The sequence below is a fragment of the Xanthomonas sp. NCPPB 3569 genome, assembly GCF_041475645.2.
Taxonomy (GTDB): Bacteria; Pseudomonadota; Gammaproteobacteria; order Xanthomonadales; family Xanthomonadaceae; genus Xanthomonas; species Xanthomonas phaseoli.
The window spans coordinates 587410-600067 of sequence record NZ_CM192969.1 but is presented as its reverse complement, the minus strand read 5'-3'; the positions used below and the strand labels follow the sequence as shown (position 1 = coordinate 600067).

At 62.6% G+C, this 12658-nt stretch carries 6 protein-coding genes and 1 pseudogene; 4 read left to right on the top strand and 3 right to left on the bottom strand.

Going from position 1 to position 12658, the window contains the following annotated elements; all coding sequences use genetic code 11:
• Positions 1-300 precede the first annotated feature (300 nt).
• Positions 301-2406 (top strand): annotated as a pseudogene (locus tag ACCQ03_RS02470) (phosphoglycerol transferase I); the annotation flags it as partial.
• 97 nt (positions 2407-2503) lie between these two features.
• Here ACCQ03_RS02470 and ACCQ03_RS02465 read toward each other — a convergent pair.
• Positions 2504-5053, bottom strand: a complete 2550-nt coding sequence (locus ACCQ03_RS02465; RefSeq protein ID WP_209225208.1) for a DUF3772 domain-containing protein — start codon at positions 5051-5053, stop codon at positions 2504-2506.
• A gap of 192 nt (positions 5054-5245) precedes the next feature.
• Between ACCQ03_RS02465 and ACCQ03_RS02460 the strand changes: the two genes are divergently transcribed.
• The gene (locus ACCQ03_RS02460; protein ID WP_057687061.1) at positions 5246-5587 is read left to right on the top strand and encodes an HPF/RaiA family ribosome-associated protein; all 342 of its coding nucleotides are present in this window, start codon (positions 5246-5248) and stop codon (positions 5585-5587) included.
• Between the two features lie 1695 nt (positions 5588-7282).
• Positions 7283-8257, top strand: a complete 975-nt coding sequence (locus tag ACCQ03_RS02455; protein ID WP_209225205.1) for a hypothetical protein — start codon at positions 7283-7285, stop codon at positions 8255-8257.
• Positions 8258-8724: 467 nt separating this feature from the next.
• Here the strand turns inward: ACCQ03_RS02455 and ACCQ03_RS02450 are convergent, their stop codons facing one another.
• A complete protein-coding gene (locus ACCQ03_RS02450; protein ID WP_209225202.1) occupies positions 8725-9285 on the bottom strand; it encodes a lytic transglycosylase domain-containing protein in 561 nt (186 codons plus the stop codon).
• Positions 9286-9666: 381 nt separating this feature from the next.
• Between ACCQ03_RS02450 and xopA the strand changes: the two genes are divergently transcribed.
• Complete coding sequence (gene xopA / locus ACCQ03_RS02445) at positions 9667-10026, top strand: XopA/Hpa1 family type III secretion system protein (protein WP_057678485.1); 360 nt, start codon at positions 9667-9669, stop codon at positions 10024-10026.
• A 727-nt stretch (positions 10027-10753) separates the two neighbouring features.
• On the opposite strand, the gene sctC is transcribed toward xopA, so the two are convergent.
• The gene (sctC, locus tag ACCQ03_RS02440; RefSeq protein WP_209225200.1) at positions 10754-12577 is read right to left on the bottom strand and encodes a type III secretion system outer membrane ring subunit SctC; all 1824 of its coding nucleotides are present in this window, start codon (positions 12575-12577) and stop codon (positions 10754-10756) included.
• Positions 12578-12658 lie beyond the last annotated feature (81 nt).

The window sequence follows — 12658 nt, the reverse complement described above, 5'->3', positions numbered from 1 at the left end:
CAGGTGCAGGCGGGCTCTTACGGTGATGCAGACCACGCCAGCGCCTGCACCATCGCCCTTTCACGCAGCGTGCGTGCGTTCGGAATGCCCAGCAATAATGCGATGCACACAGCGAATGCACGTCCTACGTGAGCGCATCAGCCAAGGAAGCGGCTGGCCCATCTCGGCTTCAACAAACATTTCAGTCAGCTTGCGCGCGGCATAGTCGGTCATCCGGGTGTCACATTGCAGGTGGCGCACAGGACATGGCGAGCAAAGCGTGAGGTACGCGCTCGCGTCATTCCCCCACGGACGCTGCGCATGCATTGGATGTTGTTGGTTTCGTTGTTGCTCTTGTTGTGGCTGTTGGTCGCCTCGCCGCGTCTGGCGTGGCTCAAGGCTGGCCTGCTGTCGCTCTTTCTGCTGCTGCTCAGCGCCTGGGGATTGGTCGACCGGCTCAGTGGCGACGGTATCAATGCAGCCACGCTGTATCACCTGCGCGCCGACATGGACGGCGCTGGCGTCAGCGACTTTTCCGGCTATATCGCGGTGTTCGTTGGCATGCTGTTGCTCTCGCTGAGCCCGCTGTTGTTGGTGCGGGTACGACGCTTCCAGCGTCCGCGTGGTGGCGGCGCCGTGTTCGCGGGCTTCGTGGGCATGTTGTTGGTCGGCATCGCCGCAAGCCCGCTGTATCGCGATGGCAAGCGCCTGTATTACCAGCTGCGCCCGGTCGATTACGCCACCGTGGTGCCGGAATACCAGGTGCCGCAGCAACCGCTACACAAGCGCAAGAACATCGTCTGGATCTATGGCGAAAGCCTGGAGCGCACCTACTTCGACGAACAGGTGTTTCCGGGCCTGATGCCCAATCTGCGTGCGCTTGCGACCGAAGCGGTGGACGTGCGCAATCTCGCCTCCACCGAAGGCAGCGGTTGGACCATCGCCGGCATGGTCGCCTCGATGTGCGGCGTGCCGCTCACCACCGCGCCGGGCGATGAAAACAGCATGGACCGCATGGGTATGTTCCTGCCCGAAGCGCGCTGCCTGGGCGATTACCTCAAGGATCAGGGCTACCGTAATCATTACGTGGGCGGCGCCGATGCCAGCTTCGCCGGCAAGGGCCGTTTCCTGTCCAGCCATGGCTTCGACGTGTTGCATGACGTGCACTATTTCCACGACCGGGGGGTCGCGCCCAAGCATTTTTCCGCATGGGGCGTACATGACGATGTCCTGCTGGACGATGCCTGGGAAACTTTCCAGACGCTGTCGCGTGCCGGCCAACCCTTCATGCTGACCACGCTGACCATGGACACCCACCATCCGGCCGGCCACCTGCCACTGGCGTGCAAGGGCCAGCAATACGACAGCGCACTGGGCGATATCGGCTTGCTGCATGCGATCAAATGCAGCGACCGCTTGATCGGCGAACTGGTCGCGCGCATCCGCAACAGCCGGTATGGCAACAACACCCTCATCGTCATCGCCTCCGATCATCTGGCCATGCCCAACGACCTGAGCGAGGTGCTGGCCAAGCAGAAGCGCGAGAACCTGCTGCTGTTCCTGGGCGGCGGTATCGCGCCGCAACAGATCGTCACGCGCGCCGGCAGCACGCTCGATTCGGGCGCAACGCTGCTGCAGTTGCTGGAACCGGGCATGCGCACGCTGGGCTTCGGCCGCTCGTTGCTGGCCAGCGATGCTCCGCCCAGTGCCAGCGTGGCCGCCAGCCGCGACAGCGGCAAGGACTATCCACGCTATCTGGCCTACGCGCGCACGCTGTGGACCGGACGCAGTACGCGCATGCTGCGCATCAATGGCAATGGCGATGTGGTGGCTGGCGTGCAACAGGTACGCCCACCGGTGCTGCTGGAATACGACAAGGACACCAACCTGAAAACCGTGTACCTGGAAAACACCTCGCGTCAGTTCGACCGCACGCATTCCAAGGGCACGCTGGCCTATGTGGACCGCTGCACTGCGTTCGAGGACGGCTCGGCCGATGGCGACTGGTGCGCACTGGTGGTGGACCGCCACCAGAGCATGAAGCTGTATCGCGACCCGGATCTCACCCGCGGCATCGCCGTCGACGCGCCGCTGGAAGCCACCCAGCAGGGCCCGCGTCCGCGCGTACGTCAGCCCATCATGCTCACCCAGGCAGCGCGCAAGACCGCTGCCGGCCGCTACATGCTCGAGCTCTACGCCAAGCGCCGGCCCACGCGCGCGTTCTGGGTGGAAGCGGTGTCCTCCGAACGCAAGGTCGTGCTGGCCCAGCAATGGGTCGTGCCCGACGCCGCCGGGCGCATCCGCATGCCGGTGGGCCTGGAACATGCGGTGGACGACCTGGAGATCCGTGCCTGGCTGGATTACACCGAAGACGTCAGCGTGGACGACCTGGCCCTGGTCAAGGACATCCCGGTGGCAGACCGCTCCTTATGTGCCCGCCTACGTCCATCGAGAGTCGGGCCTGGTTGCGCAATGGGCACACCGATCGCCTCGCCGCTGCGCGGCCCTCGCCGACCTCGCCGGCTCAGTCATCCGATGCAGGCGCGCCGTCTCCCGCATCGCGCGCCACGGCGGCACCCGCACGACTGAAGCGGATCTCCTGTGGCGACTGCAACGCAATGCCCACCGTCGCCATGCGCTGCAGCAGCGCGAAGAACAACTGGCTGCGCACGCCATACGAATCGCGCGGGCTGCTCACGTAGGCGAACGAATTGAAGTTGACGTGACCGCCGGCCAGCGAATCGATGAACACCGACGGCGCCGGTTCGGCCAACACCTTCTCGTGTTCGGCGAACAAGGCCAGCAACATGTCGCGCACCTTGGCCACGTCGGTTTCCAGCGGCACCGAGAACTGCAACTGCACTCGGCCCATCGGATTGGACAGCGTCATGTTGCGCACGCTCTTGGTGATCAGCTCCGAGTTGGGCACGATCAACGTGGAGCGGTCGCCCACCTGGATTTCGGTGGCTCGCACGCTGATCTTTCGCACGTCGCCTTCCTGATCGCCGATACGCACCCAGTCGCCGATCTTCACCGGCCGCTCGGCCAGCAAGATCAGCCCCGACACGAAGTTCTGCGTAATCGCCTGCAGACCAAAACCGATACCCACCGACAGTGCGCTCAACACCAGCGCCAATCGCTTCAAATCCAGACCCAGCGCCGTGAGCCCCCACACCACCACGATCAACCAGCCCAGATAACGCGCCACCGTGCTGATCGAATTTCGCGCTCCCGCATCCAGTTCGGTCTTGGGCAGATAGGTGTTGAGCAGCCACTTCTGCACGACATGGACCAAGCCCATGCCCAGCAGGAACACGCACAGCGCCCTGGCCACGTCGCCGGGCGTGATGACAAGTTCCTTACCAATTGCAATGCCGTGCGAAACGTTTTCCAACCAGCCGGTCACTGCGGCGAGGTTGGCGCCGTAGGGCGTCACCAATGCGGCAATGCCCAGCAACACCAGCAGCACGCGTACTGCCGCAGAGATCAGTAAGCCCACCTGCACCAACCGCCCGTTGCCAGCATTCAGTGCATGCGACAGCGCACGGCTGAAACGGCTCTCCGGCTTGAACACCCAGGTCGTCAGGTCGTCGGCAAACATCACCAGTAGCGCGAGCACGCTGCATACCAGGGTGATCCAGATGATCTGCTGCTCGACGAACAGTGCCAGATTGATGTAGCCGAACAAGGCAGCCACCAACGCGAAGATCACCGCCAGATGGCCCAGCAGACGGATCAGCACGATGTAACCGCCGCCACGCGACACCACCGGTGGCGGTGCGCTGCTGTCCGCATCGGCCACACCCACGTTTGCGGCATGCGCGCGCAACGAAAGGGTCAGGCCAGCCAGTGCCGATAGGATCAACCCCGCATACAACAGCGCCGCAACCGCATCGGTAGCGATGGTCAATGCGCCGCTGCTGCGCGCCACGTCGTTGATTCTGATCGCCATACCGCTGAACCAGCTCACCGCGGCCGTGGCAAGACAATGCACGCGCAAACGATCGACAGTGGCATCGTCCAACGGGAACAGACGCCAGGTGGGCTGGTGCTTCATCAACAGGCTGGCGCTGAGCGAACCGACGAAGGCCGCCACGCAACTGATCACCACAAATGCACTCAGCAGTTGCTCCAGATCGGTCGGCAGCTCACTCAGTGCGCGGATGCTCTCGGCCAGCGCCCATGCCGCCATGCCCAGCGTCAGGGTGCCCACCAACAAAAACCACAGTGCAAGGCCGGAGCGCCGCAAGCGGCCACCGGGCGCACGCGAGGCTGCATACCGCCGCCCCAGATGACGCAGGAAGATGCGCAACGGAAATGCCAGCATCAATGCCGCCAGCGTCCCGATCACCAGACCGGCAATACCGTTGGTCGCCATGCCGGTGCGCACCGCCTGTACGGCCTTGTCGGACAGCGCTTGCAGGCGCGTGCGATCGTCGGGCCATTCCTGCGCGATCTCATTCCACAGCGCAGGCGACAGGGGCGAGGCAGCGCGCGCGGAGAGCTTCTCGCTGAAGCGCTGGGCGCGCTCGCCTTCGAGCCGGTCGGCGAGATCCTTGGCATCCAGTGCCAGCAAGTTCGCCCGCTTGAGCTCGGCATCCAGGCCGTTGCGCTCGCGCGTGAGCGCGCGGCGTTGGTCGCGTAGATCTGGTGGGTCGGTCTTCTGCTCTTCGCCAAGCCCGGCCAGCCGGACAGACAGCTCCTTCAACGGAGGCTCCAGCGCGCGCGCCAGGTCCTGGGCCTGGCGCTGCGCGCCGGTGACATCGTCGGCCAGCTTGCGCAACTGGTCGGTGTCGGATTTTTCCATCCCCGCTTCGGCCTGGGTCAGCACCTTTTGCATGCTGTCCAGTTGGGTCTGCGCGGTCTCCAGCACCGTGTCCTCGTCCTGGGCCACAGCCGTGCCACTACAGACCATCCACAGCGCGGCAAGCAACAACAGACGCCGCAATAGGCCCTGGCGGGCACCATAGGTAAATCGGAATTCGGACACAGGCAGGCATCGAACAGGCGCGGGCACCCGCGGGTGCCGGCATCTTAAGGCACCGCCCTTGATCGAGCCGATCGCCGGCGCCATTGATTCAGCCGCGGCAGGTCTGCGTCTGCCGCCCGACTGGACGATCTCGCTGCACCGCTGCGATGACGGAGAGGGACCCTGCTAGGGCATGAATGGGCATCCCGCACTGTCACTTTGCGACAACACGCCGCTGACGCAGAATCGAGTCACAGCTGCGGCAGACGCAGCGGATGACCGCGAAGGAGATCCTCTATGCAGATTCAGATCCAGACCGACAAGCACGTGCCGCACGATCCGTCCGTTGTGGCGCATGTCGAAAAGACCTGCACCGCCCAGCTGGCGCATTTCGCCAACGACATCACCCGTGTGGAAGTGCATTTGCGTGATGAGAACGGCCAGCGCGGCGGCGCGGCGGATCGAACCTGCAGCATCGAGGCGCACGTCGCCGGCCTGCCGCCGATCGCGGCCACCAACAGCGCCGAAACGACGGCCTCTGCCGTGACCGGAGCTGCGCGCAAGCTGCGCACTGCCATCGAACATGCACGCGGCAAGCAGCACTCCAAGGCCACCGCCGCGCCGCCGGACATGCTCTGATCTGGAGGTTGGCTTATTACCTGAGCTGCTGCCAACCGTTGCAGCATTGGCATCGCGGCACGCCACCTAGCGATGCGCGAAGCGCTCCTCAAAACGCTGTAACCCTTGAACGCCATTCGGCCCGTCGCACTCACCCTGCGGCGGGCCGACTGCTTTGAATCTACTGATGCTTGCGAAACGTCAGACCTTCGGATGCCGGTCAACTCAAGGTGCGTCAACTGCATTTGCAACCTTCCAAAAATAGCCAACTGCTGCCCCTTTATTCCGTGATCTCAGCAAGGCATCGCTCGACAGCAGCCTAGCCACGGACCGACGCATTCACTCGATTCACCGCACTCAATCAGGCTCGACCCGGTCCGCAGGATTAGGCAGGAGGTACCTTGCTTGCGAGTAAGGATATGGGCAGCAAGCAGATAGATCGCAGCGGTGGTAGGAAAACGCGGCCAAGGCAGCTGCCTGGCACCTTGGTGCGGTTGCACCTTGTTGGCTTCGCGGACTTGGTGCTCGGAGATGCTGTCGCCTGCTCTACGGCCACACCACGCGCCCTGGGCGATCGCTCACGCAATCTACCCCCACCGTTGCGGCATCGCTCCGTACGTGCACCAATGTCTACTACAACCCATGTCGCAGCGCTGCCGGTACGCGCGCACCCGTCTTTGCCCGCGCAAAGACCGCCGCAGCAGAAAACATAATTGACCCGCACGTACGAATTGATTGTTCGGATCTGGAATGATCGCTTCGCCAAGCACGCGTCGAGATTCCGTGGATTTATGCGAATTTTAAGTTCGCCGGAAACTGATGACACATACCGCGCAGGGTTGCCGTGGATAGCAGGAACGCCTTGGCGCTGCGAGTGCGAGCGAAGAAGTCACGCTCCAGTTGCACGGGCAGCTGAGCGCAGCATATGCACCATGCCGGGTCGGCGTGCCACACATCACGCTTGATTCTCCGGTCGACGCGTCCGACTGCCAAGGGCGATCCCGACGCTGCAATCACGACGCTCGCCACCACGCCCGTCTTGCTGCGGGACCCATCGTCCGGCGCCATCGATCAATCACCCTGCACGCCTGGACGAAGCGTGCCGATACCCCATCAATGCGAGGACATGCCGTGATGAAGATCCCTTCAGCCAGTACCTCCCAGCAATCGCAAGCGACAAGTGGCGACGTCGTGATCGAGATGCCGGCACAACGAGGCAGCGATACATCGACGCACGAGATCGGGTCTCCTCTCTCCGGCCTGCCGTCCAGACCTTCGGCACGACGCAATAGCACGGGAAGCGACAGCGAGTATGAAACCGCCAGCGACGCAGACCTACCGTCCCAAGGCAGTCCGCAGCTGCATGCTTCGCTGCGTAGGGAACAGAGCGGTAGCGAGCGATTCTATGACGCTGAAGACTCTTTCGAACCATCAGCCCCGCCGTCGCTTGGCACCGAATACGCTGCACAACACGGTTCCCAAGCGCAGGCATCCACCTCGGCGACGGCCGCTGCGCGCTTGGGCACGCTGGCTGCGTCAGTCGGGGCAGGTGCAACACATGGAGTCACGACCCTCCTTGGACCCACCGCGACAGAGGTCGCCGCTGCGGCGCGCGGTGTCCTGCCGATCAGCTTCGACAAACAATACTTGGGCGCTGCGCTGGGACATCTCGTGCACCAGACCACCTCCGTGGGCCCGACCACGTTCGTGCGCTAGTTGATCGGCGAAGCGCTGTTTGCCGCGTTTCGCCAGCTCCCACCCGAAGCGGTCGTCGCCATGCAGGCAGTGTCGGGCACGCTGCATCTGGCGCTGCATACGCTGCGGCGCAACCGCGAGAACCGCAATCCCGACGCCGCTGCCCGAGGCTTCCACAACCTGAATCTTGAACAATGGGAAGCGCTGTCCGAGGACGAGCGCCATCACAAGAGAGTAGAACAGCAGCACTATTCGGATCTGGTGACCCGGCTCGCGCTGGCCGGCATCTTGAGCAATATCGCCATCGGCGCTGCGGGCAAGGCTTCTGGCCGACCTGAGATGGCGGCCAGACTGCTGGCCAGTGAGCTCAAGGTCGCCCCTTATGCGGCGGCCCGTGACGCCATCCAGGCGACATTCCGCATGGTGGGAATGCGGGCACCAACCAACGGTGGCGTCAGCGATCCCCACGTCACCAGTGCAGGCAGGTTTTACGGCATGGCCAACGTCCTGACCAACCTGGCATCCAATGAGCTGGAGGCACCAGACTTTGCATCGGCCAGGCAGCGCTGGGCAGGACTGATGTCGCCCTTCAACATGGGAGAGGCGACCAGGGTCGTCTTTCAGCAAGCGGCGGTGAACGCGGCCTTGAATGTCGGTCTGGAGACAGCCGACTGGCTCAATGTCACCCAACACGAAGCAGACGAAGCCGGGACGCAGCAGATCTGGGAACCAAGCTGGAAGGCCAAGCGCGAAGACTATGAGCGGGTCATGGATCATTCTGTGGCGCGCACGGCCGCCATCAATTCCAACATCGCATTTGGTACAGCAGTCAACATGATTGGCCACTGGCTCGGTTTGTCGCCGGCACGCAGCGCATTGCTCTCCAATACGTTGGCGGGCATGGCCGCCGGCATGCAGTACAAGGTCATTGCCGGCACCTGGCAGGCTGCAGCGGCAGTTCGCGAAGCCGAGGCCGCTCGCATGCGAACTGAGTGAGCGCGACCGTGCGTCGCGCCGGCTATCGCGCAGCCATCGGCGAGTGCAAGCACATGGTGGTCGCACACGCACTGACGGCTTACCCGCAGTGCGTGTGCGACAGCTGTTGGCGGCTCCATGCGCAGCCTCCAGCAAGTGCTAAAAACCGACCGGCAGCGGCGTACAGCGGGAATCGATCGAGAGCTAGGCTGCGCATGCCAATTCTCAGCTCAGGTCTCGGCTAGCTGGTCTTTGCACAGCGGGTATCCAGCCGCGCTACGCACATTGTCGACACATGATGACGGATGCTGCTATGGCGATGATCATTTCAGTCACCGTATGCGCAGTAACTAAAACATACGCGCTATTGTCCGCAGATAATTCCGTCGCGGCGCTCCGCCGCTTTGTACAGTCCTACGCCATCCCACCAGGGAATTCCTGCGCAAATCCGGCTACACCTACGCCCTCCTGCAGTGGCGCACGCGCTATTAATCAATCACGCCGCGACTTAGCAGAATCGAATGGATGGCATGCGCATACTTATCGCGCTCACCTGGGGTTTCGGAATGGTAGGCCCCTACCGCGGCCCAGGTGTTTCCGTACTTGTTGGTCATTTCGCGCAAGCGCCATGCCGCGACATACACACTGATGCACGGATGCATCAACGCATCCCTGGAGATTCCATAGCTGGATAATCGCCGCAGGTGGATGGAGTTGATCTGCATCTTTCCATAATCCACCGTGCCGTTGTTGTTGCGATGGATCGCGTCGGCACGACCGCGCGATTCCTGCCAGGCAATGGCACGCAGCACCCAAGGGTTCACGTGCTGATATCCGGCAGCCTCTTCAAAGCAATCCGCGCGTGCGAACGGCGATGCGCACGCCAATACCGCTGCAAATAGAACGCGCTGTGACCCGGCGCCTGCTCGACGACCACATCCGGACCTTCTCGCGCGCATGTGTCGCTTTGGTAAAGGCCCGGGCGCGGACTCAAACTGGAAATTGGATACTTTATCGACATGCCGGTAGACGATCGTTGAACCGATCATTTGTCGTTACCTCGATTTCGGTTGAATACAGGTCTCCAGGTGAGTAGAGCGCCGGCATACAACGACCCACGGCGCTCGACGGCGGCAACATAACGCCACCTGTACATGATTTACTCGAAACCGACGAAACACTTAACATGCAAGCGAAAAAACGCCAACTGACGACGACTTCTGGATTTGCGCTCGCTGCGAAATCATTTTGTCGTTTATTTCCTTCGCACGCACAAGCGCAATTTCGCAAACTCTCTGGCGACGATCGATTGCCGCTTCTACTGTTCCGTCGGGGCGTAAAACACGCCCGGCAACGGCCGTTGCGCAAGCATGGCCGTTGAGCGAAACCAAACCCCAGTTAATCAGAGAGGAATCGTCATGGTTAATTCTTTGAACACAGCGGCGCAGACCGGCTTCAACTCGTCCTTCTTCCAGGTTGGCTCGAACCAGGGCCCGCAATCTTATTGGAGCCGGGGCAACCAAACCAATCAGTGCAACCAGGGCATCTCGGAAAAGCAGCTCGACCAGTTGCTGACACAGCTCATTATTGCCCTGCTGCAGCAGAGCAATAATGCCCAGCAAGCTGGGCAGTCCAATGGCTCCCCGTCGCAGTACACGCAGATGCTGATGAATATCGTCGGAGACATTCTGCAGGCACAGAATGGTGGTGGCTTCGGCGGCGGGGCCGGCGGTGACTTTGGTGGCGGCCTCGGCGTCAGCCTTGCGAGCGACACCGGATCGATGCAGTAACGAACTGTTGGTCGCCCCTACCGGCCACGACCTGCAGGCTGCCGCCTCATGCGTCAGCCTGCAGGCACCACTCTTGCTGTAACCGCGAGCCTTCGCCACCCACATCGGCACGCGCTTGTCTCTTTTGCGCCGCAAGTGCCTGACATACGGCCATCGGCATGCGAGCAGGGCCGTTCCGGCTTCAACGCGGCACGCGATCACCAGATTCTTGTTCCAGACACGCCTTCTCCAGTGGGCTTTCGCTGCTGGCGTGACGTTGGTTGAACGTTCAATCGCACGCCATCGTCGCTCGACTAGAGCCTCCATACCTTCGCACCGGCCATGCACACTGCTGCCGGCCCAGGCATGTCGCTGCAATCGGGCGCAATCGCTGCCAGTCAAGAGCGTAGACGCCGCTCTGCCCTCGTGCCGTCTAGCGCAGATGCCGAGCTGACTGGCAGGATCTTGTCTTGCGCAGGCGAGAAGCCTGCCAGGTGATCGCCCAGGCAGGCTTGGGCATCGCATCAGAACCAACATGTGCGAGTGACACATGCTGATTCCAGGCAACACCGATGCCCATCCAGGTGGCGGTCTCAGGCGCCCTGGGTCGATACCCATCCGCACCAATCACTTGGCCCGCCTGATGATCCCTCAAACAATTCCTGCAGGATTCGGCCGATGGCATGCGCCCAATGTCAGGCCATCACAGCGAACCTCTGATCGCCCACCGATGGTTGTTCGCGAACCATCAGGGCGACACCACGTGCGGGGTCAGCAGAAACAGCCGTTGCATGCGGGACCCGCTTTTTTGCCGGTGTTTGAACAGGTTACCGAGCAACGGAATCTTCGACAGACCCGGCACCGCATTCAGATCGGTCTCGTCGGCATCGTAGGCGTAGCCTGCAATCAGCAGGCTTTGGCCTTCATTGACGAAAGCCTGGGTCGTGATCTCGCTGGAGGTAATGACCGGAATGCCGTCCACGGTGTTGGATCCAAGCTGGCCATCCTCGATACGCACATCCAGACGCATCTGACCGTTCGGCGAGCCTGGCACCACGCTGGGCAATACCCGCAACGACACCCCGGCGGAGAGGTTGTAGAGATCTGCCGATGCGTATCCGCTGACCCGGACGAATGCCTGTTGCTTGTGGTCCATGACCGCCTCGACGTTGTCCAGCGTCGCCACCTGGGGCGAAGACACGATCTTGGCCTTGTTGGTCGTCTCCAACGCCGACACGCGCGTCATCAGGTAGCGTCCGGCGTCTCCCAGCACGGCCGTCAAAGTGCCCCCAGCCGGGGTGGTCGCGCCATCGGTGGCAGCGCCGCTCAATGCGCCGTTGAAGCCCAACTGGCTGCCACTGCCGTTGCCGGTCTGTATGTCCGTGTGCTGGCTGTGGAAGCGCCAGTCGACACCGAGATCCTGCATGGCGCCATCGCGGATCTCGATGATGGTGGCATCGATCTGCAGCAACTTGGGCCGATTGTCCAACTGTTGGATCAGGGTGCCATAGCTCTGCATCCGCTCGGGCCGATCGCGGATCAGGATGGCATTGGTACGCGGGTCGGCTTCGATCACCGGCGCATCGGAGGCCAGCTCTGCTCCACCACCGACGCCGATGGGAGTGGATTCATCGCGCCGTCCCTTACTGAGTTCCGGCCAGACGCTGGCGGGCGACCCCGCAGCCGCAGCAGCTCCGCTACCGGGTAGCGGCGGGCTGACCGGCACGCGATCGGACGACGAGGCGCCGCCGAACCAGGACGAAGGCAGCCCGAGGATGCCGCTGGCTCCGCCGCCTTGACCCTGTGCCGCATTGCCGAATGTGTTGGAGGACCCACCGCCGATCGGCTGTACCCGGCCAAAGTTGGCGCTAGGCCCCGCTATCGCCGCGACCGGCGCGCCGCGTGCGCCGTACATGCTGCGCAACAGGCTGGCCATGCCTGGAATCTGCACATCCTGACCGCCGATGCGCGTCGTGTGGTCGGCCGCTTGCGCGTAATGCAGCTGAAACACCTGCACTTCGGTGGCATCGCGCTGACGCGCGCCCTGCTCGACCTGCTTGGCAATGGCCGAAACGGTATCCACATACCCTGGCGGTCCGGAGACCACCGCCACATGCGCGGCCTCGTCGTAACGCACCGGAAAGCGCGGATCGTCCAGGCGCATGCGCGCAAGTGCGTCGCGCAGCGACTTCGTCGATGCAGTCCCCAGGCTCAAGGTCGCGCTCTTGGATTCGTTCGCACCCCAGATCCTGAGCACGGCGCCGTCGTAGTACCAGACAAAGCCGTAGGTGGCCGCCAGGTCGTCGAGGAATTTCTGTGGAGATGTTTCAAATTTCCCGCTCAGCGTGCCGGTCACCTCCGGCGAGATCCAGGTGGCGATGGACTGGCTGGCGGATAAATCGCGCAGCACCTCCTTGAGATCCTTGTTGTCGGCGACGTATTTGAACGTGCGCGAATGCCACGGGACCTGGGCGGCGTCGGCATGTGGCGACAGCAGCGGCAGCAGGCTGAGCATCAGGACGGCGGCCATTGGAGCACGTCGGCGGTGGGCGGTGGTACAGGCAGGAGCCATGGCGTTCCCTCTGCTAGGCAAGTGAAAAAGTCGGTAACGACCAGTGTAGGAAGTGCAAAGCCGGGAATGTCTCAATAAAGA